Below are 24,881 nucleotides of genomic sequence, written 5' to 3' on the forward strand. Positions count from 1 at the left end.
CGTCCACAAGATGTTGAAGTTTCATCGGTGGCACACGCGCTGGACGCTTACCCCGTGCGGCCCTATAGTCTCGCCGCTTCGTCGCGCTGGTCGCGATCCATGGAAGTCCTAGCAAATTCGGGTGTCGCAGAGTGCTGAAAGCGATCTTCACGTGGTGGAACGGCGCGACCTTGGGTCAGCGCTTCCACATTGGCCGTCGCGGCGTGTTCGTCGGCCAAGACGACTTCGGCAACCGCTATTTTGAGGCTCGCGACGCCAGCGACAGCTATGACGCTCACAAGCGGCGCTGGGTGATCTATGACGGTTATGCAGAAGCCTCCAAGGTGCCCGCCGAGTGGAGCGGCTGGCTGCACTATACGCTCGACGAACCGCCGACCACGGCCCCCCTTCTGCGTCGCGGCTGGGAAAAGGACCATATTCCCAACCTGACCGGCACTGTTCACGCCTGGCGGCCCAAGGGCTCTCTGACCCGTGGCGGCAAGCGCGCCGTGGCGACAAGTGATTACCAGCCCTGGAAGCCGGAATAGGTCTGATGCGCAGGGCGGCGATCCCATGCGCAGCGGCGCTGATCGCAGCCCTCGCTGCGGGCGGGGCCGCTATCGCTCGGCAGTCCAATACACTTGGCGCACCACAAGTCCCCGCGGCGCCCGTCGCTGCGTCGCCGGAGGCTCAGCCGGCGCGTCCGGCTGTCGCGGCTCCTGCGGTTACGACCCCTCAAGCTGTGCCGGTCGACAAGCCGGCGGCGCCGGCCAAGGCTGTGACCGTGCCCGACAAGCCTGCGGAGCCAGCGAAGCGGGCCCGGTCGTCGGTCGCCATTATCCAGGCGCTTGATAAGGTGACTACCGAAACCATGCGTTTCGAGGTCCCGATCGGCCAGCCAATTCGCTACAAGACCCTGATCTTCACCGTGCGGGCTTGCGAAACCTCCGCGCCGGATGAGATTACGCCGGAGTCTGCCGCCTATCTGGTGGTCGACACTCAGCCCAAGGCGATCGCCGGCCGTGTCGCGCCGCCAGGACGTCAGATCTACAAGGGTTGGATGTACGCCAACTCACCGGGTTTGAACCCGTTGCAGCATCCGGTCTATGATGCCTGGCTGATCGCTTGCAAGGCATCCTCGCCGGTCGCCCCGGTCGCCAGCCGATAGAAGTCGGCATGGCGTGGCCAAGCCCGAGCCAGCCGCCGCCGATAGTCGGCGCGCGCTATTTCCCGGGTTCCGAACTGCATCAGGTGGTCGGTGATGAACTGGGTGTCGAGAAGCTCGAAACCACCCGCCCTGAGCCGCGCCACGAGATGCACCAGCGCAACCTTGCTGGCGTCGCGCCTAGTCGAGAACATGCTTTCCCCAAAGAAAGCGGCACCTAACGAGACGCCATAGAGCCCCCCGACCATCTCACCGTCACACCAGCATTCTACGCAATGGGCCAGGCCGCGTGCGAATAGCTCGCCGTACATCCTCTGAATGGGCGTGTTGATCCAGGTTTCGATGCGGCCCGGGCGCGAAGCCGCGCATGCCTCGACCACGGCGTCGAAAGCCGTATCGATTCTGACCTCGAAGATGTCGGCACGCACTGTGCGGGCCAACCGGCGAGGGAGGTGAAAGCCGTCCAGTGGCAGCACCCCCCGTCGCTCGGGATCGATCAGGAAAATACTCTCGTCTTCCCGGGCGTCGGCCATCGGAAAGACCCCCCGCTGATAGCAGGAGATCAGATCCTCGACCGTGAAGGCGTCCATTCGCGCCCTCCGCCGATCAGCCCTGCGCCTTGATCCAGCGCTCGAGCCAGTGGATGTCGTAGTCGCCGGCCAGGATATCAGGCTGAACCAGAAGGTCCTGGAACAGCGGGATCGTGGTCTCAATACCGCCAACCACCATCTCGCCCAGGCAGCGCTTGAGGCGCGCGATGCACTCCTGGCGGTCGCGACCATGCACGATCAGCTTGCCGATCAGGCTGTCGTAATAGGGCGGGATCGCATAGCCGGTGTAGATCGCCGAATCCAGGCGAACGCCCAGACCGCCCGGGGCGTGGAAGTCGGTGATCGTGCCAGGCGAGGGCGTGAAGGTCCGCGCATTTTCGGCGTTGATCCGGCATTCGATGGCGTGGCCTTCGAACACCACGTCGGCCTGGGTGAACGACAGCGGCAGACCAGCGGCAATGCGGATTTGCTCGCGCACCAGGTCGATGCCGGTGATGGCTTCGGTAACCGGGTGTTCGACCTGCAGGCGGGTGTTCATCTCGATGAAGAAGAACTCGCCGTTCTCCCAAAGGAACTCGATCGTACCGACGCCCAGATAGCCAATGGCCTTTACCGCATCGACGACGATCTTGCCGATCTTGGCGCGATCGGCGGCACCGAGCGCGGGTGAGGGCGCCTCTTCCAGCACCTTCTGGTGGCGACGCTGCAGGGAGCAGTCGCGTTCGCCCAGATGCGCCACGTTGCCGTGGCTGTCAGCGATGACCTGGATCTCGATGTGACGTGGCTTTTGAAGGTAGCGCTCCATATAGACCGTGTCGTCGCCGAACGCGGCACGGGCTTCAGAACGCGCTGTAGATACGGCCTCTGCCAGGTCTTCGCGTGTCTGGGCCACCTTCATGCCGCGACCGCCGCCGCCCGATGCCGCCTTGATCAGCACTGGGAAGCCGATTTGGTCGGCGGCTGCGAAGGCCTCTTCCTCGGTCGCAATGCCTCCGTCGGAGCCGGGCACCACGGGAATGCCAGCATCCTTGACAGCCTGTTTGGCCGTGATCTTGTCGCCCATCATCCGGATATGTTCGGGCTTGGGACCGATAAAGGTGAAGCCGTGGGCATTCACGATCTCGGCGAAGCGCGCGTTTTCCGAAAGAAAGCCATAGCCGGGGTGAACCGCCTGGGCACCCGTGATCTCGCAGGCCGCGATAATCGACGGAATATTCAGGTAGCTCTTGGCCGCAGGCGCCGGGCCTATGCAGACGCTTTCATCCGCCAGGCGCACCCACATGGAATTGGCGTCGGCCTCGGAATGGACAGCCACCGTGGCGATGCCCATTTCCTTGCAGGCGCGGTGAACCCGGAGCGCGATCTCGCCCCGGTTCGCGATCAGGATCTTGTCGAACATGATCTCTACTCGATAACGACGAGAGGCTCGCCGAACTCGACGGGCTGGGAATCACCGACGAGAATCTCGACGACCTTGCCGGCCTTGGGGGCCGAAATCGGGTTCATCGTCTTCATGGCTTCGACGATCAGCAGGGTCTGGCCGGCGGCAACAGTATCGCCCACCTGCACGAAGGCGTCGGCACCGGGCTGGGGCGACATATAGACCGTGCCCACCATCGGGGACTTGACGATGTCACCGGCGGCGCGGGCGGCCGGCGCGGCGGGCGCAGCAGCAGGGGCGTCGGCAGTAGGCGCCGCAACGGCGGCGGCCGGCTGGGCTGCGTAGGCTTGCGGGGCCTGAACATAGGTCGTCGGTGCTGCGGCTACTGTCAGCTCGCGGGCGACGCGGATTTTCAGACCAGCGTGCTCGACCTCGATCTCGGTCAGGCCGGTGTCCTTCAGAATGTCCGCAAGCTTGCGAACCAGGCGGGCGTCGATCGACGGAGTTTCGACCGGATCGGCGGGAGCCTTGGAATTGGACATGGAAGCGTACCTTGTTCTCTTGGGCGCCGGATCTTTGGAGCGGATCCGGGCCGGGACCTATTTCACGCCGATCAGGCCGATAGCGGCATCGATCGCCAGTTCATAACTCGCTGCACCGAAACCGGAGACGATCCCCGTGGCGGCCAGCGAAACGTAGGTGTGGCGGCGGAAATCTTCCCGCGCCGCCGGGTTGGACAGGTGGCACTCGATCACCGGAATGCTCAAGGTCTTGAGCGCGTCCAGCAAGGCGATCGAGGTGTGGCCATAGCCGGCCGGGTTGATGATCAGCGCAGAGGCAGACTCACGCGCCTCCTGCACCCAGTCGATCAAAACGCCCTCATGGTTGGTTTGACGAAAGACCACGGAGAGGCCGCGCGACTCCGCGCGCGCTTCGCAGCGCGCCCGGACATCGTCGAGCGTGTCCTTGCCGTAGATCTCGGGCTCCCGCGTTCCCAACAGGTTGAGATTGGGGCCGCTCAGCACATGGATCGGTTTTACCATTCGGCTCCGCCGTCGATTCCGAAGGTCTTGTATAGCCGGTTCCCTCGGGTCACAAGCAGGGCTCGCTTAGGAGGAGACATGAGGCTTTTGCTGAATGGGGAAGAGCGCGACCTGGCGGGCGTTTCCAATGTCGCCGATCTGGTCGCATCCCTGGGTCTCGACGCCCGCAAGGTCGCCGTGGAGCACAATCTTGAGATCGTGCCCCGGTCCATTTATGCAGCGACCGCCCTCGCGGAAGGTGATCGCATCGAGATCGTCACCTTTATTGGCGGCGGCTAGGTCGCGAGGTTTGAACAGGCGCGTTTGCAGGCGTAAACCAACCTTATGAACGCGCCCGTCTCCCCCGAATCCGTCACCGCCGCCGAAGACACCTGGACCGTTGCCGGCCGCACATTCCGCTCGCGCCTGATCGTGGGCACCGGGAAGTACAAGGATTATGCGACCAACGCCGCAGCGGCTCGCGCGGCTGGGGCCGAGATCGTGACCGTAGCCGTGCGTCGCGTGAATCTGACCGACCCCAGCCAGCCGCTGCTGGTCGACTATGTCAAACCCACAGAGTTCACCTATCTGCCCAATACGGCGGGCTGTTTCACGGGCGAGGACGCCGTGCGCACCTTGCGCCTGGCGCGCGAGGCGGGCGGCTGGGACCTTGTGAAGCTGGAGGTCCTGTCCGACCCCAAGACCCTCTATCCTGACATGGAAGAGACCCTCCGCTCGCTGAAGCTGCTGGTCGCCGAGGGCTTTCAGGTGATGGTCTATTGCTCGGATGACCCGGTTTATTGCCGCAAACTGGAAGATGCCGGTGCAGTGGCGATCATGCCGCTCGGTGCACCGATCGGCTCGGGCCTGGGCATTCAGAACCGCGTCAACCTGCGAATCATCATCGAGAACGCCGGCGTGCCCGTACTGGTCGACGCCGGGGTCGGTACAGCATCGGACGCTGCTATCGGCATGGAGCTGGGCTGCGACGCCATCCTGATGAACACGGCCATAGCCGAGGCCAAGGATCCGATCCGAATGGCGCGGGCGATGAAACATGCCGTCATCGCTGGCCGCGAGGCCTATCTGGCGGGTCGCATGCCCAAGCGGATGTATGCCGATCCCAGTTCGCCGCTGGCGGGCCTTATCTAGCCCTTCTTGGCCTGAGCGAGCCGGACCTGAGCGATCGCCAGGTTCAGGGCGTTCATATCGGCTCCGGGGATGATCTGGTCGCCGACGATGAAGGCCGGCGTGCCCTCTATAGCTAGCGACTGGGCCAGGCCCCGGGTATCGGCCAGATGCTGGGTTGTTGTGGCTGAAGCTCCAACGGCGCGGGCCTTTGCGACATCCAGTCCCAGATCGGCGGCGATGCGAAGCGCGCTGGCTTCGTCCAGGCTCTTCTCGGCCATCATCGCCTTGTGAAGCGCGATCGACTTGCCCTGATCGCGAGCGCCCAGGAACAGGCGAGCAGCGGCTTCAGAATCGTGGCCAAAAATCACGAAATCCTTGAACACGAAACGGACGTCGGGGTTCTCGGCGATCAGCTTGACGATCTCGGGCGTTGCCTGCTTGCAGTAGCCGCAGCGGTAGTCGAAAAACTCTGTGACGGTGATCGCGCCGTCTGGATTGGCCACGAAGTCGCGCGGATCGCGTTCAATGGCCTGTCGGAACTGCGCCAGCGCCGCGCGTCCGTGCTCTGCCGCCTTGGCGGCCTGCTTTTGCTCCAGCTTGCTGCTGACTTCCAGCAGCACCTCCGGGTTCTCCAGCAGATAGGCGCGCACCTTCTCGCCGAACGCCTTGTCAGGCTTGGCCGGCGCGCAACCGACCAGAAGCGCTGAAGACAGGCTGAGCGAAGCGGCGGCGACGCCGAGAGTGCGGAGGAGGGACATGCTGTATCTCGAAAAAATGGGGGTCAGCGACGGAAGACGGACTGGGTCGCGCCTTCCTTGGCCAGATCCTTCAGGTCCTGGTTGCTGGGGCGCGAGGCCAGCACGATGTCGGTGGCGCGCCGCCACTCTGGCGTGTCCTTGGTCAAAAGTTCGCGCGCGCGCATGGCGAAGACCCGGGCCTCCTGAGGTGCGCCCATCGAGAAATACTGCTCGGCGGTAGCCAGGCGGGCGTCGCCGTCCTTGCCTTGGGTATCGTAGGCCTGGGCCAGAAGGCGCCAGGTGACGGCGTTGTCGTTGTCGTTCAGAAGAGCCCGCTTCAATTCCTGAACGCCTTCCTCGACCTTCTTGGGATCCTTGAGACCAATCAGGGTCTGGCCCAGATTGATCCTCAGCAACGGTGCATCGGGCTTGAGCGCTACCGAACGGCGTTGGGGCGCCTCTGCCAGTTCGACGCGGTTGAATTCGAACAGAACCTGGCCCTTCAGCTCCCACAGATAGGGATTGTCGGCGTTCTCGCTGATGAGCTCGTCTATCAGCTTCAGGGCCCGGTCGGGCTCCTTCATCTGGTAGTAGGCGATGGCGCGAGCGTAACGGGCGGGGAAACTGCGGTCGGTTTCCTTGTACTTCATCAACGCGGTTTGCGGATTGAGGAAGCCCTCAAGCTTGGCGCGCATGATCTGGTGCTCGGCCAGATCCTCGGGGCTGTCGACGGCGTCATAGTGAGACAGCCGCTGGACCCTGCTGCGCAGGGTTTCAATCCGTTCCGAGGACAGCGGGTGGCTACGGAAATAGGCGAAGCGGCGCGCCTGATCGAACACTTCCTGATAGCGAAAATTGTCGAAGAACTCGACGAGGCCCCGTCCCGACTGACCTGTGGCTTCCAGGAAGCCTGCAGCCGCCTGGTCGGCGCGCGACTCCTGATCGCGGCTGTAGCCCAGGGCGCCCAGGGTCCCGAAATAGGAGGCGTTGCCCAGCAGAACAGCGCCTGCGTCGGGCGCGCCTGCCAGGGCCGCCAGGACACCGAGGCCCATGGTCAGGATCATCGGCTTGAGGCCCGCGCGCATCATCTCGGCCGAGCGTATGGGGTGGCCGCCGGCCAGGTGGCCGGTTTCGTGGGCGATAACGCCCTTCAGCTGGTTGGGTGTCTCGGTCTGCAGGATCAGGCCGGTATTGAGGCCCATCTGCAGGCCCTGGGTCGCAAAGGCATTCAGCGACTTGTCGCCCACCAGCAGGATGCGGACAGTTTTCGAATCCAGACCCGCCGCCTCAAAGAGGGGGTCGGAATCGCGATGCAGGATTTCCTCGATCTCCGTATCGCGAATCAGCGACGGCCCGTCCTGAGCGACCGCAGGAGCCGGGCTGGAAACGCTGATTGCCGCGATCAACGCAACAGAGCAAAGGGCGCGGAACCTCTTGTCAGCCCACTGCGTGCGGGAGGTCATGCACTATCTCCTAGTCGCGCCCCCGCGATAGAAGGCCACTCTAACGCGGATCTTCGCGGGGTGTGAACCATACGCTGCCGCCCTGATGGCCATATAGTCATCATGGACGGTCGGGACAGGCCCGACCGTCTATGATCTTTCGTCAGCCCCGACGCCACCAGCCGCGACGCGGCTTGGCCGGCGGTTCGGAGATCTCGGCCGGATCAGGCTGGGCGGCGACCGGCTCAGGGTCCTGAGCGGGCTCGGCAGCGGGTTCGGGCGTGGCTTCCACAACAGGTTCGGCCGCAATCACCGCCCCCTCGGGTTCAGGCGCAACCGCAGCCATCGGCTCTACCGCCACGGGCGCTTCGACCGCAGGTTCGGCGACGGGCCCCTCGACGTCGGCGATCACTTCAACCGGGGTCTCGGCGACGGCCTCCGCAACCGCTTCAGCTGCATCTGCCTTGCGACCACGCGAGCGGGGGCGACGGGCCTTCTTCGGCGCGTCTTCCGACGGAGCGGGCAATTCGACCCACATGTCGGTAGGAGGACCCTCGATCACGGCGGGTGCGATCATCGGAGCCTCGACCTCAACCACTACGGCTTCAGCAGCGACGGGGCGGGGCTCGCGCTCGGGACGGCGTTCGGCTCGTTCGGGACGCACGCGATCAGGCGCGCGGTCCGCCGCCGGACGACGCGACTCGCCGCCACGCGCGTCAAGCTCTGCCGGATCATGCCAGGCAAAGGCGCTGTCGCCGAACGGGACGCGCGGACGGGTCCAGACGAAGGCATCCGCCGGACGGTCACCGTCCTCGCGACCACCACGACGTCCGCCACGGCGACCGCGACGGCGGCGGCGACGACGGGCTTCTTCGTCTTCGCCCTCGATGGCGAAGTCGCCGCGATCAGCGTCACCGTCGAGATCGCCTTCGGCGTCATCTTCGGCCTCAGGTTCGGCCCCGGCATCGACGGGGGCATCGTCGCGACGTCCGCGCCGACGGCGCTTGCGCTTGCGATTACGGTCGCTGTCGTCTTCCGAAGCTTCGACGCGCGGCTTGGTCCGCGGCGCAGCGCGTGCCGAAGCGTCATCATCGTCGCTGTCTTCGCGCTCGATAGCCTCTTCGTCGATGATCTCCTCGTCCTCGTCTTCATCCTCGTCGTCGAAGATGTCGTCGTCGGCAAGGTCGGGCTCGGAAAGCGGAGTCGGCGTGAAGGCGATGCGTTCGCCCAGTTCGGTGCGCTCAATCTCGCTGTCGGCGGCGTGCAGCGTATCGTCGACCAGCACCGTCACAAACAGGCCATGGGTCTGCTGCAGGCGCAGCAGATAGGCGCGCTTTTCGTTCAGGATATAGATGCCGACCGGGCGCGAGACCTTCAGAGTGATCGCGCCGCTGCCTTTCAGGGCCTCGATCTCGACGGCGCGCAGGGCGGCCAGGGCGCTGGACTCGACCGAGCGAACCCGACCGGTGCCTTCGCAGTGCTCGCAGATGTGGGTCGTGCCTTCCAGCACGCCGGTGCGGCGGCGCTGCCGGCTGATTTCCATCAGGCCAAAGCCGCTGATCTTGCCCATCTGGATGCGGGCGCGATCGTCCCTGAGAGCGTCTTTCAAGACCTTCTCGACGGCGCGATTGTTCTTGGCCTCATCCATGTCGATGAAGTCGATGACGATCAGTCCGGCCAGGTCGCGCAGGCGAAGCTGACGTGCAGCTTCCTCGGCGGCCTCGGTGTTGGTTTTCAGCGCGGTGGCTTCAATGTTGCGTTCGCGCGTCGCCTTGCCCGAGTTGACGTCGATCGCGACCAGGGCTTCGGTCTGGTTGATGACCAGATAGCCGCCCGAACGCAGCGGCACGACCGGCGAATAGATTTGCGCCAGATGGTCCTCAATGCGGTGCTTGACGAACAGCGGCGCCGGATCCTGGTAGTGGAAGACCTTCTTCGACTGGCTGGGCATCAGCATGCGCATGAAGTCGCGCGCCTCGCGATAGCCGGCCTCGCCCTCGACCCAGATGCCTTCGAGGTCCTTGTCGTACATGTCTCGGATCGCGCGTTTAACGAGGTCTTCTTCCTCGTAGATCAGCGCGGGGGCGACCGAGTGAAGGGTCGTCTCGCGGATGTTCTCCCACAGGCGCAGCAGATAGTCGTAGTCGCGCTTGATCTCGGCCTTGGTCCGCTTGGCGCCGGCCGTGCGGACGATCAGACCCATGCCTTGCGGCACATCCAGGCTCTGAACGACGCTCTTGAGGCGCTTGCGGTCGGTCACCGTGGTGATCTTGCGGCTGATGCCACCCCCGCGTGCCGTATTGGGCATCAGCACGCCATAGCGGCCGGCCAGAGACAGGTAGGTCGTCAGGGCCGCGCCCTTGTTGCCGCGCTCTTCCTTGACGACCTGAACCAGCATGATCTGCCGGCGGCGGATCACTTCCTGGATCTTGTATTTGCGCATCAGGCGACGCTTGCGGCGCGCCAGTTCTTCTTCGACGGCGTCATCCTCGTCATCGACATGATCGCCGTCGTCGTCGTCTTCGCCGCGACGACCGACCGGATGGTCATCTTCGTCGTCGTGCGAATCGTCACGCATCAGCGCTTCACGGTCAGCGACCGGGATCTGATAGTAGTCGGGATGGATCTCGTTGAAGGCGAGGAATCCGTGGCGATTACCGCCATATTCGATGAACGCAGCCTGCAGGCTGGGCTCAACGCGGGTCACCTTTGCGAGATAGATGTTTCCGCGAAGTTGTTTGCGGGTCTGGCTTTCGAAATCGAATTCTTCAACCCGGGTTCCGTCCACGACGACCACACGCGTCTCTTCGGCGTGTGCTGCGTCGATCAGCATCTTCTTCGACATAAAGGGAATCTCCACGGCGCACTGCGGGACTTGAGCCCGGTCGCCGATATGAAAGACAGGCGCGCGCGTCACCGCCCGTCGCTCCGCCAGTGCGGTTGCGAGAGGTCGGATGCCAATGGCGGACGGGTGCGGCGCAGCCCATGAGGTTTCTGTTTTCTCTACCGCACTGTGGGGCGCGGACTGGATGTTTGACCGGGTCGCGCCGGGGTGGCGCGGATCGGATGGCGCGTCGTCGCCGGGAAGGCGTGGAGCCCGACGCGGGCCCCTCAGGCCGTTCTCGCGGCAGGCGTCTGGCCTGCGAACGAGGGTTCGACCCTTGATCACTATCTAGTCTGCGACGCACGAGGCGAAAGAAGCGAAGGCTTCTAACGACGCGAGCCGCCCGCGCGAGCGGCCATGACGATCACGGCACCCACACAATTTGAATACTAGCAACATAGCGCAGCAAAAGGAAAGCGCTCGACAACAGGCTCCTGTTTAACCCTTTTGCTACCGCGCACGGTGGATATTGACACTTGGTTCACCGTTCCGGGGAGGCGTGGGCGATAGATGCGTAGCCTTATCATCGGTTTAGCTCGTGCCGGTTGGCTGAAGGCGGCGTTAATCGTCGGCGGCCTGACGGTGGCTGGCGTGGCCGTGGCTACGGCTCAGGGGCCCGCGCCCGCCGCCGGCGTGCAAAAGGTCCGCTTCGGCGGCGACCGGATGGAAACCCGCATCGTCATCGATCTGGACCGCGCTGCGGCTGGCCGGCTGGTTGCCGACGGCGCTCTGGATCAACGCATCGTCATCGGCCTGCCCAATGTTTCGGTTTCTGGTGACCTGCAGGGCGCGGGCCAGGGCCTGGTCAAGCGCTGGGTTATCGATGAGGCCGGTGGCGGGGCCCGTCTCCGGTTGGACCTGACCGCACCAGCAGAAGTTCGCCGCCGCTTTCTGTTACCGCCCGGCGACGGTGCCATGGCCTATCGCTATGTCATCGATCTGAAGGCCACCCAGACTGCTCCCGCCGCGCCGAGGGGCACGCTGGCCTCCACTCCTGTGAAGGCCGCGCCGCTTCGCCTGAAGCGCGTGATCGTCATTGACGCCGGCCATGGCGGCAAAGACCCCGGCTCAGTGGGCGCTTCAGTGCACGAAAAGGATGTCACCCTGGCCGCGGCCAAGTCCCTGAAGGCCAGGCTCGAAAAGACCGGTCGTTTTCAGGTGGTGATGACCCGCGAGACCGACACCTTCGTGCCTCTGGAAGCGCGCGTTCAGGTCGCACGCCGGGCCGACGCTGATCTCTTCATCTCCATGCACGCAGATTCCGGGCCCGACGTCACCACGCGCGGCGCCAGCGTTTACACCTTGTCGGAAAAGGGCGCAGAGCGGTTTGCGCGGGTGCTTGAGAAGGATGACTGGCTTATGAAGGCCAGCCTGCCTGGACGTGACCGTGCGGTCAGTCAGATCTTGCTCGACCTGAGTCAGCGGGCCACCAAGAATCGCTCAGCCGCCTTTGCGCAACTCTTGCTGGAGCGGGTAGGGGAAGAGACACCGCTGCTTCGCCGCAGTCATCGCGATGCGGGCTTTATCGTGCTGCTCGCGCCGGACGTACCTGCCGTGTTGCTGGAAATGGGCTTCATCACCAATGCCGATGATGAGCGCCTGCTGAGCAATCCTGCCAGCCGAGCCCGGATCGTCAATGCGGTGGGCGACGCCATCGAATCCTACTTCGCCCCACAGGTTGGGAAGTCCTGATCGTTGCGGCGCCGTTGGCGCCTGACGCGATGCAGGCTAGAGGCTTCTGATCGAGCCTGGACGCCTCTATGGCTGCAAAGCCGCTTACACTTTTGCGCGCCGGGCTCTAATTGAAACGAAGGCGGGCAAGGGTGCGTCGCCCGACGGAGGCCGCGTGGATCTGAAACCCACCGAACGCTGGATGGCCATCGCGGGCGTCGCGGTGCTTTCCGTGATCGCCGTGGCGGGCTTCGCGATCGCGATTTATGCAGCCTGGCTGTTCCACGACATGCCCGATGCGGGCGAGTTGCAGGACTATCGTCCGCCGACGGCAACGCGTGTCTATGCCTGGGATGGCACCCTGATCGGTGAATACTCCAAAGAACGCCGGATCTTCGTTCCATACGACCAGATTCCCCCACAGCTGGCCCAGGCCTTCATGGCTGCCGAGGATCGTAATTTCTTCCGCCATAGCGGCGTCGATGTGGGTGGCTTCTCGCGCGCCATGCTCAAGAATGTCGGCAATGCCGCGCGCGGCCGGCGACTGGAGGGTGGCTCGACCATCACCCAGCAGGTGGCCAAGAATGTGCTGCTGACCAGTGATGCTACAATCGGCCGCAAGTTCAAGGAAGCGATCCTGGCCCACCGCCTGGAGCAGTCGCTGGACAAGCAGCAGATCCTTGAGCTGTACCTGAATGAAATTTGGCTGGGCTACCGCTCGTTCGGCGTGGGCGCCGCCGCTTACAACTATTTCGGCAAGGCCCTGCCGGATCTGACTCTGGCGGAGAGCGCCTATCTTGCGGCTCTGCCCAAGGGGCCTGACAACTATCACCCGGTCCGCAACAAGGCCAAGGCCCTGGTCCGTCGTAACTGGATCCTGGGGCAGATGGCCGAACTCGGCTGGGTGTCCCAGGCCGACGCCCAAAAGGCCATGGCCGAGGATCTGGTCGTCCAGGCCGCCCCCAAACGCGCCGCCTATCGCGACGCAGACTACTTCGTCGAGGAAGTGCGTCAGCGCGGCGTCGCCACCCTGGGTCCGCGCCTGAGTGAGGGCGGCTACTATATGCGCACCACGCTCGATCCGCGCCTGCAGACAGCGGCGCGGGTGGCGCTGATGGACGGCCTTGAGCGCTACGACCGTCGCCATGGCTGGCGCGGTGCCTGGGGTCATGTCGAGCCGACCGATACCAATTGGGAGAAGGCCGCGCGCGCCAAGTCTCCTCCCGCCGAGCGCACCAACTGGCGGGCGGCGCTGGTCACCTCGGCTGATGGACGGGTTCGGCTGATCCGCGGCGAGGGCGAAGGCTCCATCGCCGGTGAGGACATGGCCTGGGCTCGCGCGGGTAAGGGACTGAAGGCCGGCGACCTTGTTTTCGTGGAAAGGTCGCCCAATTCCGCCGCCTACCGGCTGCGTCAGCCCCCGGCGGTGAACGGGGCGCTGGTCGCCATCGAGCCCCATACGGGTCGGGTCATCGCCATGGTCGGGGGCTACAGCTTCTCGTTGTCGAATTTCAACCGGGCGACCCAGGCGATGCGCCAGCCCGGTTCGGCGTTCAAGCCGTTCGTCTACGCGGCGGCCCTTGAGAACGGCTACACGCCGGCCAGTGTGGTCGTCGACAGCGCCATTACCTTGAAGGGGGCAAATGGCGAGGACTGGAGCCCGGAGAACTATCACAAGGAATTCTACGGCGCTCAGCCCCTGCGCAAGGGGCTGGAGCAGTCGATCAACGCCATGACCGTGCGCCTGGCGCAAAGCGTGGGCATGAAGAAGATCATCGCCTTTTCCAAGCAGACGGGCGTAGTCGACGACATGCAGCCGGTACTGGCCATGGCCCTGGGAGCCGGCGAGACGTCGCCGTTCAGGCTGACGGCCGCCTATGCGCCGTTCGTCAATGGCGGGCGCCGGATCGAGCCTCACCTTATCGAGCTTGTGCAGGACCGCGAGGGCAAGGTGATTTTCCGCGCCGACAAGCGCGACTGCATAAAGTGCGACGCCGGTTTCAACGGCGACGAGAGTCCGCGCTTCCAGGCTTCGGGCGAGCAGGTCATGGACCCTGTCACCGCCTACCAGATCACTTCGATGCTGCAAGGCGTCGTTCAGCGCGGCACCGCAGCGGCCGTCAGCTCTCTGGGCCGCCCTCTGGCCGGCAAGACCGGCACCACGAACGAGTACCGCAGCGCCTGGTTCGTGGGCTACTCGCCCAACCTGGTTGTCGGAGTCTTCATCGGCTTTGACGACAACCGGTCTCTGGGCGAGGGCGAGACCGGAGCAACCGGCCCTGTGCCTATCTTCATGGATTTCATGAGAGAAGCCTTGAAGGGCGAGCCGGTTGTCGATTTCAAGCCGCCTAAGACGGCCAAGTTCGCCATGGTGCGCGGAGTCCGGGAGGCTTTCCGTCCGGGAACCGAGCCGAAGGTCGAAGTCCAGGCTGTGCCCGTCGGCCCGCAACCCTATTCTGACGCCTGGCCCAATGGCGTTCCGACAGGTGCGCCCAGCGCCGCCGAGGCCGCCAAACAGCCGCCCAAGGCTCCTGATCCGCTCAGTGGTCTCTACTGATTGATCTGAGGCGTTGCGCCGGCCGGCGACGCGGGGTATCTCCCGCGCCCTTAAACACTGTCACGGAGTTACGTGATGAGACCGGATGTCGAGGCCTCTGCGGCTGACATCGAGCAGTCCGTAGGACTGCTCAGGAGGCGTCTTTGACTGGGATGCCGCACTCCGAAAGCTCGATGAGCTGAACGCTCGGGTCGAAGACCCGACCCTTTGGGACAAGCCCGCCGAAGCCCAGGCCGTGTCGCGCGAGCGCGCCGCACTCGCCACACGGGTTGAGGCTGTTCAGGCCCTGGAAACGGGCCTGAAGGACGCGCTGGAATATGCCGAGCTGGCCGACATGGAGGGTGACGACGCCCTGCTGGAGGACGCCCGCGCCCAGCTGAAGGACCTGAAGGATCGCGCCGGCCGCGCGGAACTGGAGGCCCTTCTTTCCGGCGAGGCCGACGGCAACGACTGCTACGTCGAAGTCAATTCTGGTGCCGGCGGCACCGAGTCCTGCGACTGGGCAGGGATGCTGCTACGGATGTACTCGCGCTGGGCCAACGCACACAAGATGAGCGTTGAGCTGGTCGAGGAAACCTCGGGCGATCAGGTTGGCATCAAGTCGGCGACCCTGCTGATCAAGGGCCAGAACGCCTATGGCTGGTTGAAGACAGAAGCCGGCGTCCACCGCCTGGTGCGCATCAGCCCTTATGACGCCGCCGCCAAGCGCCACACCAGCTTCGCCTCGGCCTGGGTCTATCCGGTGGTGGACGATACGATCGAGATCGAGATCAATCCGTCCGACGTGCGCACTGACACCTACCGCGCCAGCGGCGCCGGCGGCCAGCATATCAACAAGACCGACTCGGCCGTGCGTCTGACGCACATTCCGACCGGTATCGCCGTGGCCTGCCAGGCCGGTCGCTCACAGCACCAGAACCGCGAAGAAGCCTGGAAGATGCTGCGTGCGCGGCTGTATGAGGCCGAACTGCAAAAGCGGGAAGCCGCCCAGCAAGCGTTGGAAGACCAGAAGACCGACATCGGCTGGGGTCACCAGATCCGCAGCTACGTGCTTCAGCCCTATCAGATGGTCAAGGACCTGCGGACCAACGTCGAGACGTCGGACACCCAGGGTGTGCTGGACGGCGATCTTGACGCCTTCATGGGTGCCTCGCTGGCCCAACGGGTCGGCGTCACCCGCGACGCCTGATAGACTCTGTTGCACCGCCCAAGACTCAAAACGCCCCGGAGTGATCCGGGGCGTTTTTCTTGTTGGGGCAGTTACTTCAGGCCGTTTGGTTTAGGTTTCCACCGGGCCAGCCAGAACTGGTGTCGGCGCGGCGACGGGCTGCTGCACGGGGCGCTGGAACTTCAGGCTGCGCCCCTGGAAGAACGCTCCGGTCTCCATCGCCAACTGTTCGTGGGTGATGTCGCCGTCGATATAGGAGGTGCCATAGAGGCGCACCTGCTTTGAGGTGATGGCGCCGACGATACGGCCCCGAACCTCAACGGTTTCAGCAAAAACCGAGCCTTCGACGTGCCCTGTCTCTCCGACCATCAAACGGGCGACCCGAACATCGCCACGTACGACGCCGTCGATCTGGAGCTCACCATCGCCGGTGACGCTGCCTTCGATGGTGATATCAGCGGAAATCAGCGAAGCGACCTTCGGCGGAGCCTTGCGAACCGGCTCAATAGTGGCGACAGGCGCGGGAAGGGGCTCGATCCGGGCAGGCGCGCGCGACGACGTCTTAGTGTGCTTGCTGAACATACTCACCAGCCTTCAGGAACCGATTGGGATTCTGGGCGCGACCATTGGCCCAGACTTCGTAGTGCAGGTGCGGGCCTGTGGACCTTCCGGTCGAGCCCATGGCACCGACGCGCTGGCCGATAGCAACCCGCTGCCCCACGCGAACCGCAATGCCTTGCAGGTGGGCGTACCGGGTCTTGAACCCGCCGCCGTGGTCGATCTCGACGGTGTTGCCATAGCCCGAGCGAACGCCGGTAAACGAGATCACACCGGGCGCGGTCGCCATGATCGGGGTATGGAATGCGCCGGGGAAGTCGAGACCCGAATGGAAGGCTGGCCGGCGGGTGAACGGGTCGAAGCGCACGCCGTAGCTGCTGCTCATCGCCGGATTGCTGGTCGGCCGGTAAAAGGGCAGCTTTTTGGTCGCCGCGCTCAGGGCGCGCATGTCGGACATGTCCGTCGCCGCACGCTGAATACGCGTTGCGAAATCTTCGTCGACATCCAGGACGACAGCCAGCGCGCGAGGGTCCTTGGCTTCAATCAGCGGGCCGCCCAGGGATGCGCCGCGGCTGGTATAGTTGCCCGAATCCAGCCCCGCCATGCGCATCGCCAGGCGCAAGCGTTCCGCGCGGCTCTTGGCAAAGGTCTCTGCGGCGTCGATCAGTCGCTCCTGATCCATGCGCGTGGCCTGGATCCGTTGGACGGGCGATGCCGCGAGAAGGCGCGGCTTGTCAGTCTTCAGTGCCTCAGCCGCGCCAGGTACGCCCTTGAAATCACTGACCAGCATGGATAGGGCGGCATGTCGCTTCTCAACCGAGGATGCCAGTTCGTCGAGTGAGCCGTTGGTGGCCGAAAGCTGGGCGACGGCACTGTTGAGGCGCGCCTGCCTGTCGGCGTTGAGGCGCTCGTAATAGGCGCGCTGCTTGATGACCATCTGGTCTGTCGAACTTACCGACAGCGCACTGACCATCATAGCGGCCGTGCAAACCCCCATCCACAGGGCTGCTACACCAACAGCGCCAGCGGCCATGAGTTGCTTGTTGGTCGAAAAGACATAACCCCGCATCTCGCCGCCTGAGCGAATGTAGAGATGCCGTTCGGGGAACAAACCTTCGAGGGATTGCCGCAGCCGCGTAAAGCGCTTGATCGCCATTTGCCTAAGAAACCCCCGTTTTCAGGACAAGGGGGATATGCAACGAGATAGCCGCAGCACGCAAGACTCTTCGCCCCCAAAGAGAGCGCGAGTCGAAAAAATGACCATGTGGTCGCAAACCTTAACGCGCGCTGAACAGGATCGCCACGGATCAGAGCGCATCTGCAGCGAGAAGGTTGCGGGCGCGGCTGAAATGCAACACCGCGCGTTGAGTGCCGTCAGGATGCGGCTTATCGCAGGGCGCGGGTCGCGGTCAGCACAGCCTTGATGTGGCCGGGGACCTTCACCTTTCGCCAGACCTCGCGGATCACGCCCTCGGCGTCGATCAGGAAGGTGGAGCGATCAATACCCATATACTTGCGGCCATACATGCTTTTTTCCACCCAGGCCCCGTAAGTCTCGACGATCTCCCCAGTCGTGTCGGCAGCGAGGTCAACCGTCAGATCGTGTTTCTTGCGAAACTTGGCGTGAGACGCGGCGCTGTCCTTGGATACGCCGACGATCACCGCGCCGACCTTGGCGAATTCCTCGACCTCGGACGAGAATTGCAAGGCCTCAGACGTGCAGCCCGAGGTGTCGTCCTTGGGGTAGAAATAGAGAACGATCTTCTTGCCCTTCAGGCTGGCAAGACTGACCCGGCCAGTGTCGGTGGGCAGGTCGAACGCGGGAGCCTTGTCGCCAGCTTGAAGCATCGTCTCTCTCCTACAACTCGTAGTTTCGCCCCGACCCAGCGCGGTCGCGAGTCGGGACGACTGATAGCCTAAACCGGTTTGACCAGAACGATCTTCTTCTTGCCCGCCGCCAGCTTGACGACGCCGTCGATCAGGTCTGCTTCGGTGACGACCCGGTTGGCGTCGGCCTCGGTCTTGTCGTTGAGCTTCACGCCGCCACCCTGGGCTAGGCGGCGCGCCTCGCCGCGCGATGCGGCCAGGCCGGCGTCGGCAAACAGGTTGGCCAAGACGATCCCGGCCTTCAGGTCTGCGGCGGGCACTTCGAAGGTCGGCAAGTCGGCCGAAGTCACACCTTGCTCGAACGCCTTTTCGGCCGCGTCGCGCGCGGTCTTGGCGGCTTCTTCACCGTGTGCCATGCGCGTCGCCTCGTCGGCCAGTACCTTCTTGGCGTCGTTGATCTGGGCACCGGGCAGGGATTCCAGGCGGGCGATCTCATCCAGGGGCAGGTCGGTAAACAGCTTCAGGAAGCGGCCTACGTCGGCGTCCTCGGTGTTGCGCCAGAACTGCCAGTAGTCGTAGGGGCTCAGCTGTTCGGCATTCAGCCAGACGGCACCCGACATGGTCTTGCCCATCTTGGCGCCAGATGCGGTAGCCAGAAGCGGCGTTGTCAGGCCGTAGGCGGCCTTCTGGTCTACACGGCGGGTCAGTTCGACGCCGTTGAGGATGTTGCCCCACTGATCCGAGCCGCCCATCTGCAGCACGCAGCCGTACTTTCGGTTCAGCTCCAGGAAGTCGGTGGCCTGCATCAGCATGTAGTTGAATTCCAGGAAGGTCATCGGTTGCTCGCGCTCGAGCCGCAGCTTGACCGAGTCGAAGGCGAGCATTCGGTTGACCGTAAAGTGCACACCGTAGTCGCGCAGGAACTGCACGTAGCCGAACTTGCTCAGCCACTCGTCGTTGTCGACCATGATGGCGTCGGTCGGGCCGTCGCCAAAGGTCAGGAACTTGGCGAACACCGATTTGATGCCGGCGATATTGGCCGCGATGTCGGCGTCCGACAGTAGTTTGCGGCTCTCGTCCTTGCCCGTGGGATCGCCCACCTTGGTCGTGCCGCCGCCCATCAGGACGATCGGCTTGTGGCCGGCCTGCTGCAGGCGGCGCAGCATCATGATCTGGATGAGCGAGCCAACATGCAGGCTGGGCGCGGTGGCGTCGAAGCCGATGTAGGCCGTGACAATCCCCCCTGCCGCCGCTGCGTCGAGCTCGTCCGGGTGAGTGATCTGGTGGATGTAGCCGCGCGCCTGCAGAGTCTGCAGGAATTCCGACTTGAACGAGGCGGGCGCGGACATGGATCGACTCTCTGGATGCAACGACTCTTGCGTAGACGGTGGGCCGTCTAGCACGGGCGAGCCTGGATGTGACGAGGGTTTCATAAGGGGGGTCTCCGGATGGGGCCGGAGCGCTATGATCTTGTGAGACGCGACCCCGGCAGGGCGGGGGCGTAACGACGTGTCAGGCCGGTCTCCCGCTATTTGAGCGGGCGGTAATAGGCGCGGACGGGGAAGCGAGCGTCGATCATGGCTCTAGCTACAGCTCCACGACCATGGCAGTCAACGCAGATGCGCATCCTTGGATTCATGACCGGCACCTCGCTTGACGCTGTCGATATGGCGGTGCTGGAAACCGATGGCGAAGACATTCAAGCCTTCGGACCGTCAGGCGAACGTAAGCTGCGCGAGACAACCCGCGACCTTTTGCTGGCCGCCACCGATCAGGCTCGCGCCTGGCCGCGCGGCGAGCCCGAGCCGGCAATTTTCGAGCAGGCCCGTCGCGCGGTGGCCGATGAACATTTTTACGCAGCTAGCCAATTCCTCGCGGAAAATGGCCTGGACTGGGCGGAGTTCGACCTTCTGGGCGTCCATGGACAGACGGTCCTTCACGAGCGGCCTCAGCCGGGCCGGATCGGTCGCACCATCCAGTTGCTTGACGCCGAGCGTCTCGCCAGGGCCACGGGCTGTCCGGTCGCCTTCGATTTTCGCACGGCTGACGTGGCGGCCGGCGGAGAGGGGGCCCCTCTCGCTCCGATCTATCACGCGGCCCGGGCAAGGGCCTCGGGCCTCGCTGTGCCCGTGGCGGCGCTAAATATCGGCGGCGTCGCCAACATCACCCTGATCGACGCTGACGGAGTGCTGCTGGCCTTCGACACTGGCCCAGGCAACGGCATGATCGACCTGATGCTGCAGGGGCGCGGGCTGGGCCGCTTCGACGAAAACGGGCGGTTGGCGGCGGCCGGAACGGTCGACGAGACGGCGTTGCGGACGATGTTGGCCGCCGCCTATTTCGATGCCCCCGCGCCCAAGTCCCTGGACCGCTACGACTTCACGCTGGATGCCGTCGCGCATCTGTCAGCCCAGGACGCAGCCGCAACCCTGGTGGCGTTCACGGCCGAGGCCGTCGTCAAGGCTTTCGACCAAGGCGCGCGGCCCAGCGCCCTGATCGTCTGCGGCGGCGGGAGACACAATCCAGAGATCATGCGGGTGCTGACCGCCCGCGCACCGGTGCCCGTGAAAACTGCCGAGGCGGTCGGCTGGCGCGGCGACGCCATTGAAGCCGAGGCCTTCGCCTATCTCGCAGCACGGACGGCCAGAGGTCTGCAGATCAGTTTCCCCGGCACCACCGGAGTGGCCAACCCCATGACCGGTGGTCGTATCGTCCATCCCTGAACGAAAAAGGCCTCCCAGAAGGGAGGCCTTTGAAGGATCAGATCGGGTTCATCTCGATCCGCTTGTCCAGGTAGTCGCCGACGCTCTTTTCCACAAAGGGCAAGTGCTCGGTCCAGAAGTGGCTGGCCTTGTCGATGACTTCGTAGTCGATGATGATGCCCTTCTGGGTGCGCAGCTTGGAGACTACACGCTCCACCTCAACCGGTGGCGTGATGGTGTCGGCTGAGCCGGTCAGGAACAGGCCTGAGGCGGGGCAGGGCGCCAGGAAGCTGAAATCGTACATATTGGTCGGCGGCGAGACGCTGATGAAGCCGTCCGTTTCGGGGCGGCGCATCAAGAGTTGCATACCGATATAGGCACCGAAGTCGAACCCGGCGACCCAGGTCTGGCTAGCGGCCGGGTTGGAGGTCTGCAGCCAGTCCAGCGCCGTGGCGGCGTCGGCCAGTTCGCCGATGCCGGCGTCGAACTCGCCCTGACTGCGGCCCACCCCACGGAAGTTGAAGCGCAGGGTCGCAAAGCCGCGCTTCATGAACAGGTGATAAAGCTGCACCGAAACCGGATGGTTCATGTGCCCGCCCGCCTTAGGGTGCGGGTGCAGGATCAGGGCGATGGGCGCCGTCTCGGTCTTGCCCGGAGAATAGCGACCTTCGATCCGTCCGGACGCACCGGCCAAAATCACATCAGGCATATCGACCCCATCGGTTCGCCAGGCTGCGGACGATTCCAGGCCTTTCGACCGACGGAATACTTGACCACTGCGCTTGGTCTTCCTAAATCCAATCAGCGACGCGGACTTTTGGGTCCGGCGCGAAGTCGCGGCTTGTAGCACACGCAAAAGCCGATGCGCGCGGAATCTGCAAGGAGTAAGGCGCATGCGCCTGAGCACCAAGGGACGATACGCCGTCATGGCGATGATCGACCTGGCCAAACGCCAGGACGATGGCGAAGGTCGGGCTGTGGCTCTGGCCGAGATCGCGGCGCGTCAGCAGATCTCTCTTTCCTATCTTGAGCAGCTTTTCGCGCGCCTGCGCCGCAAGGGTCTGGTCAAGAGCGCCCGCGGTCCCGGCGGAGGCTATCGCCTTGCTCTGGAGGCCGAGAAGACCCTGATTTCCGATATCGTTCTGGCCGTCGATGAGCCTCTGCGCGCCACCCGGTGCGGGCTGACCAAGGGTGGTCCCAAGGGCTGTATGGCCGGTGGCGAGCGCTGCATGACCCATGACCTTTGGGAAGAGATGGGCAGGCAGATTCACGGCTATCTGGCTTCTGTATCGATTGCCGACGTGCTGGACGGACGTTTGCGTCCCAACGTCCAGCCCCTGGAATTCGCGGCAGAGTGAGCTTGACCCGCACGCCCGCCTATCTGGATTACAACGCCACCGCCCCGATCCGTCCGGAAGCGCGGGATGCCTTGCTGCGCGCCCTTGCAGCGCCTGCAAATCCCTCATCGGTTCACGCGGCCGGCCGCGCCGCGCGCGATCTGGTCGAGACGGCTCGCGCTCGGGTCGCAACCCTGGTCGGCGTGCCGCCCGGCTCGGTCACCTTCGTCAGCGGCGGCACTGAGGCCAACGCCCTGGCGATCGAAAGCGCAAAGGCCGCCGGGTTTGAGCGGATCATTGTCGGCGCCACAGAGCATGATGCCGTAGTTGAGACCGCCAAGGTCAGCGGCCTACCGGTCGCGACGTGGCCTGTGGATAACTTCGGCGTCGCCGATCTGGCCTGGCTAGAAGTCGAACTCGCCAAGCCCGGCCGCGCCTTAGTCTGTCTGATGCTGGCCAATAACGAGACCGGCGTCATTCAGCCGGTGGCCGAGGCTTCGGCCCTGGTTCGCGCCGCCGACGGCTGGCTGCATGTCGATGCGGTGCAAGCCGCCGGCAAGATCGCGATCGACTTCTCGGACCTTGGTGCCGACACGATGGCGCTGTCTGGGCACAAGCTGGGCGGGCCGCAGGGCGTAGGCGCCCTTGTCGCCGGCACGCGCGCCACCCTGCATCGCCGCCAGCATGGCGGCGGTCAGGAGCGCGGTCGTCGGGCCGGCACTGAGAACGTCGCAGGCATTGCCGCCTTCGGCGCTGCGGCGGAGGCGGCTTCTCGCGACCTTGCCTCGCTAGCCGAACAGGGCCAATGGCGCGACGCCTTGGCTTTGAGGGTCAAGGCGGAAGGCGCGGTTGTGATCGGGGAGGGTGCTGATCGCCTGCCTCAAACCCTGTGCTTTGCCGGTGAAGGCTTCGGCTCCGAAATCCAGGTGATGAACCTGGATCTGGCGGGCGTGATGGCAAGCGCCGGCAGCGCCTGCTCGTCAGGCAAGGTCAAGGCCAGTCGGGTGGTGGAAGCCATGGGCCGGCCAGATCTCGCCCCCTACGCCCTGCGGGTCAGCGGCGGCTGGGCGAGCACGGAAGACGACTGGATCAAATGCGGCGACGCCTGGATCGCCGCCTGGAAGCGTATCGGCGCACGTCGCCGGGAGGTGGCATAGTGGCCGCAGTTAAAGAAACCGTCGAAGCTGTTGCGTCTCTTGAGAAATATGAGCACGGCTTCACCACCGAGATTGATCAGGAGTTTGCCCCCAAGGGTCTCTCCGAGGACATCGTGCGCTTCATCTCGGCCAAGAAGGACGAGCCCCAGTGGATGCTGGACTGGCGCCTTGAGGCCTACCGTCGTTGGCTTGAGCTGGAAGAGCCGGACTGGGCCAAGGTCAGCTATCCGAAGATTGACTACCAGGACTCCTACTACTACGCCGCACCCAAGACCAAGGAGGGGCCCAAGAGCCTGGACGAGGTGGATCCCGAGATCCTGGCCGTCTACGCAAAACTGGGCATCCCGCTGAAAGAGCAGGAAGTTCTGGCCGGCGTTGAAGGCGCGCCGCGCTATGCCGTGGACGCCGTTTTTGACAGCGTGAGCGTGGTGACCACCTTCAAGAAGGAACTGGCGGCGGTCGGCGTGATCTTCTGCTCAATGAGCGAGGCTATCCGCGAACACGGCGATCTGGTGAAGCAGTATCTGGGCACCGTGGTGCCGACCTCTGACAACTATTTTGCCTGCCTCAACAGCGCGGTCTTCAGCGACGGCAGCTTCGTCTACATCCCACCTGGCGTGCGCTGCCCGATGGAGCTGTCGACCTATTTCCGCATCAACGCCAAGGATTCCGGCCAGTTCGAGCGGACCTTGATCATCGCTGATAAGGGCGCCTATTGCTCCTATCTGGAGGGCTGCACGGCCCCGATGCGCGATGAGAACCAGCTGCACGCAGCCGTGGTCGAACTCGTGCTGCTGGACGACGCCGAGATCAAATATTCCACCGTCCAGAACTGGTATCCGGGCGATCCGGAAACCGGCAAGGGCGGCATCTTCAACTTCGTCACCAAGCGCGCCGACTGCCGGGGCGATCGCTCCAAGGTGTCGTGGACGCAGGTTGAAACCGGCTCGGCCGTGACCTGGAAATATCCGTCCTGCGTACTGCGCGGCGAAGGCAGTTCGGGCGAGTTTTACTCGATCGCCGTGACCAACGGTCACCAGCAGGCCGACACCGGCACCAAGATGATCCACCTGGGCGCCAACACGAAGTCGCGGATCGTCGCCAAGGGCATCAGCGCGGGCAAGTCGACCAGCACCTATCGCGGCCTGGTCAGCGCCCACCCCAAGGCCAAGGGTGCCCGCAACTTCACCCAGTGCGACTCCTTGCTGATCGGCAAGACCTGCGCGGCCCACACCATTCCTTACATTGAGGCCCGCAACGGCCAGTCGGTCTTCGAGCACGAGGCCACCACCACCCGCCTGTCAGACGACCAGCTGTTCTATTGCCAGCAGCGTGGCCTGAGCCAGGAAGAGGCCGTGGCCCTGCTGGTCAACGGTTTCGTCAAGGACGTCCTGCAGCAGCTGCCGATGGAGTTCGCGGTCGAGGCCCAGAAGCTGGTCGCGATCTCGCTGGAAGGCTCGGTTGGATGATCTTTGCTAAGCCACTTCCGCCTGTCATCGGTCTGCTTGGCGCATTGTTTTGCAGCTTAGCAATCGCTGTCGAGTTTGCGTTGGGGTTCCATGTTCGCGGCCTGTCGCTGAACTTGGTGCTCGGCTTGTGTTGGCTGCTCGTC

At 64.2% G+C, this 24,881-nt stretch carries 24 protein-coding genes; 11 read left to right on the top strand and 13 right to left on the bottom strand.

Annotated features, from left to right (window positions below; translation table 11 throughout):
• The first annotated feature begins 131 nt into the window (after positions 1-131).
• Together ACW179_RS15080 and ACW179_RS15085 are read left to right on the top strand one after the other, a co-directional pair.
• Positions 132-527 carry an NADH:ubiquinone oxidoreductase subunit NDUFA12 gene (locus tag ACW179_RS15080; protein WP_492060288.1) on the top strand — a complete coding sequence of 132 codons (396 nt, stop codon included), beginning with the start codon at positions 132-134 and terminating at the stop codon, positions 525-527.
• 194 nt (positions 528-721) lie between these two features.
• Positions 722-1,147 (top strand): DUF2155 domain-containing protein, encoded by a 426-nt coding sequence (locus ACW179_RS15085; RefSeq protein WP_492060289.1) that lies wholly within the window; start codon positions 722-724, stop codon positions 1,145-1,147.
• On the opposite strand, the gene aat is transcribed toward ACW179_RS15085, so the two are convergent.
• From aat to ACW179_RS15105, 4 genes are read right to left on the bottom strand one after another with little or no spacing between them, the layout of a single operon-like run.
• A complete protein-coding gene (gene aat / locus ACW179_RS15090; RefSeq protein ID WP_492060290.1) occupies positions 1,084-1,734 on the bottom strand; it encodes a leucyl/phenylalanyl-tRNA--protein transferase in 651 nt (216 codons plus the stop codon). The two genes, ACW179_RS15085 and aat, sit on opposite strands and share 64 nt — an antisense overlap.
• Before the next feature lie 16 nt (positions 1,735-1,750).
• On the bottom strand, positions 1,751-3,094 hold the full coding sequence (gene accC / locus ACW179_RS15095; protein WP_492060291.1) for an acetyl-CoA carboxylase biotin carboxylase subunit: 1,344 nt from the start codon (positions 3,092-3,094) through the stop codon (positions 1,751-1,753).
• A gap of 5 nt (positions 3,095-3,099) precedes the next feature.
• A complete protein-coding gene (gene accB / locus ACW179_RS15100; protein ID WP_492060292.1) occupies positions 3,100-3,618 on the bottom strand; it encodes an acetyl-CoA carboxylase biotin carboxyl carrier protein in 519 nt (172 codons plus the stop codon).
• 57 nt (positions 3,619-3,675) lie between these two features.
• Positions 3,676-4,119, bottom strand: coding sequence for a type II 3-dehydroquinate dehydratase (locus ACW179_RS15105; protein ID WP_492060293.1), 444 nt, complete (start codon positions 4,117-4,119; stop codon positions 3,676-3,678).
• 78 nt (positions 4,120-4,197) lie between these two features.
• Between ACW179_RS15105 and thiS the strand changes: the two genes are divergently transcribed.
• Positions 4,198-4,398, top strand: coding sequence for a sulfur carrier protein ThiS (gene thiS / locus ACW179_RS15110; protein ID WP_492060294.1), 201 nt, complete (start codon positions 4,198-4,200; stop codon positions 4,396-4,398).
• Positions 4,399-4,443: 45 nt separating this feature from the next.
• Positions 4,444-5,250 carry a thiazole synthase gene (locus tag ACW179_RS15115; protein ID WP_492060295.1) on the top strand — a complete coding sequence of 269 codons (807 nt, stop codon included), beginning with the start codon at positions 4,444-4,446 and terminating at the stop codon, positions 5,248-5,250.
• Here ACW179_RS15115 and ACW179_RS15120 read toward each other — a convergent pair.
• From ACW179_RS15120 to ACW179_RS15135, 4 genes are all read right to left on the bottom strand, one after another.
• A complete protein-coding gene (locus ACW179_RS15120; protein ID WP_492060296.1) occupies positions 5,247-5,987 on the bottom strand; it encodes a DsbA family protein in 741 nt (246 codons plus the stop codon). The two genes, ACW179_RS15115 and ACW179_RS15120, sit on opposite strands and share 4 nt — an antisense overlap.
• Positions 5,988-6,010: 23 nt before the next feature.
• Positions 6,011-7,429 (bottom strand): M48 family metalloprotease, encoded by a 1,419-nt coding sequence (locus ACW179_RS15125; protein ID WP_492060297.1) that lies wholly within the window; start codon positions 7,427-7,429, stop codon positions 6,011-6,013.
• Positions 7,430-7,571: 142 nt separating this feature from the next.
• Positions 7,572-10,253 (bottom strand): Rne/Rng family ribonuclease, encoded by a 2,682-nt coding sequence (locus tag ACW179_RS15130; RefSeq protein WP_492060298.1) that lies wholly within the window; start codon positions 10,251-10,253, stop codon positions 7,572-7,574.
• Positions 10,177-10,395, bottom strand: a complete 219-nt coding sequence (locus ACW179_RS15135) for a hypothetical protein (protein ID WP_492060299.1) — start codon at positions 10,393-10,395, stop codon at positions 10,177-10,179. The genes ACW179_RS15130 and ACW179_RS15135 overlap by 77 nt, the downstream gene beginning before the upstream one ends.
• A 407-nt stretch (positions 10,396-10,802) precedes the next feature.
• Between ACW179_RS15135 and ACW179_RS15140 the strand changes: the two genes are divergently transcribed.
• The 3 genes from ACW179_RS15140 to prfB all read left to right on the top strand — a co-directional run bounded on the left by ACW179_RS15140 (position 10,803) and on the right by prfB (position 15,709).
• Positions 10,803-11,984 (top strand): N-acetylmuramoyl-L-alanine amidase family protein, encoded by a 1,182-nt coding sequence (locus tag ACW179_RS15140; RefSeq protein WP_492060300.1) that lies wholly within the window; start codon positions 10,803-10,805, stop codon positions 11,982-11,984.
• Positions 11,985-12,138: 154 nt separating this feature from the next.
• The gene (locus tag ACW179_RS15145) at positions 12,139-14,520 is read left to right on the top strand and encodes a penicillin-binding protein 1A (protein ID WP_492060301.1); all 2,382 of its coding nucleotides are present in this window, start codon (positions 12,139-12,141) and stop codon (positions 14,518-14,520) included.
• 75 nt (positions 14,521-14,595) lie between these two features.
• Positions 14,596-15,709 (top strand): peptide chain release factor 2 gene (prfB, locus tag ACW179_RS15150; RefSeq protein WP_492060302.1). Its coding sequence is split into 2 segments (ribosomal slippage): positions 14,596-14,664 and positions 14,666-15,709, totalling 1,113 coding nucleotides; the frame shifts between segments, so codons are not numbered across the junction.
• Positions 15,710-15,799: 90 nt separating this feature from the next.
• Here prfB and ACW179_RS15155 read toward each other — a convergent pair.
• The 4 genes from ACW179_RS15155 to tyrS form a co-directional block, all read right to left on the bottom strand.
• Entirely contained in the window at positions 15,800-16,270 is a 471-nt protein-coding gene (locus ACW179_RS15155) for a bactofilin family protein (RefSeq protein ID WP_492060303.1), read from the bottom strand.
• Positions 16,251-17,402, bottom strand: coding sequence for a M23 family metallopeptidase (locus ACW179_RS15160; protein ID WP_492060304.1), 1,152 nt, complete (start codon positions 17,400-17,402; stop codon positions 16,251-16,253). The genes ACW179_RS15155 and ACW179_RS15160 overlap by 20 nt, the downstream gene beginning before the upstream one ends.
• Positions 17,403-17,632: 230 nt before the next feature.
• On the bottom strand, positions 17,633-18,094 hold the full coding sequence (locus ACW179_RS15165; protein WP_492060305.1) for a peroxiredoxin: 462 nt from the start codon (positions 18,092-18,094) through the stop codon (positions 17,633-17,635).
• Between the two features lie 68 nt (positions 18,095-18,162).
• Positions 18,163-19,506: a tyrosine--tRNA ligase gene (gene tyrS / locus ACW179_RS15170; RefSeq protein WP_492060306.1), complete on the bottom strand. Its 1,344-nt coding sequence runs from the start codon at positions 19,504-19,506 to the stop codon at positions 18,163-18,165.
• 186 nt (positions 19,507-19,692) lie between these two features.
• Here tyrS and ACW179_RS15175 point away from each other — a divergent pair, with 186 nt between their 5' ends.
• Entirely contained in the window at positions 19,693-20,796 is a 1,104-nt protein-coding gene (locus ACW179_RS15175; protein WP_492060307.1) for an anhydro-N-acetylmuramic acid kinase, read from the top strand.
• A gap of 37 nt (positions 20,797-20,833) precedes the next feature.
• On the opposite strand, the gene ACW179_RS15180 is transcribed toward ACW179_RS15175, so the two are convergent.
• A complete protein-coding gene (locus ACW179_RS15180) occupies positions 20,834-21,484 on the bottom strand; it encodes an alpha/beta hydrolase (protein WP_492060308.1) in 651 nt (216 codons plus the stop codon).
• 184 nt (positions 21,485-21,668) lie between these two features.
• On the opposite strand from ACW179_RS15180, the gene ACW179_RS15185 reads away from it, so the two are divergent.
• The 3 genes from ACW179_RS15185 to sufB are packed head-to-tail and all read left to right on the top strand — an operon-like array spanning position 21,669 to position 24,738.
• A complete protein-coding gene (locus ACW179_RS15185) occupies positions 21,669-22,133 on the top strand; it encodes an Rrf2 family transcriptional regulator (protein ID WP_492060309.1) in 465 nt (154 codons plus the stop codon).
• Between the two features lie 2 nt (positions 22,134-22,135).
• Entirely contained in the window at positions 22,136-23,269 is a 1,134-nt protein-coding gene (locus ACW179_RS15190; protein ID WP_492060310.1) for a cysteine desulfurase family protein, read from the top strand.
• Positions 23,269-24,738 (top strand): Fe-S cluster assembly protein SufB, encoded by a 1,470-nt coding sequence (sufB, locus tag ACW179_RS15195; RefSeq protein WP_492060311.1) that lies wholly within the window; start codon positions 23,269-23,271, stop codon positions 24,736-24,738. The genes ACW179_RS15190 and sufB overlap by 1 nt, the downstream gene beginning before the upstream one ends.
• Positions 24,739-24,881: the final 143 nt, after the last annotated feature.

The sequence above is a fragment of the Caulobacter sp. AVps18 genome, assembly GCF_058681425.1.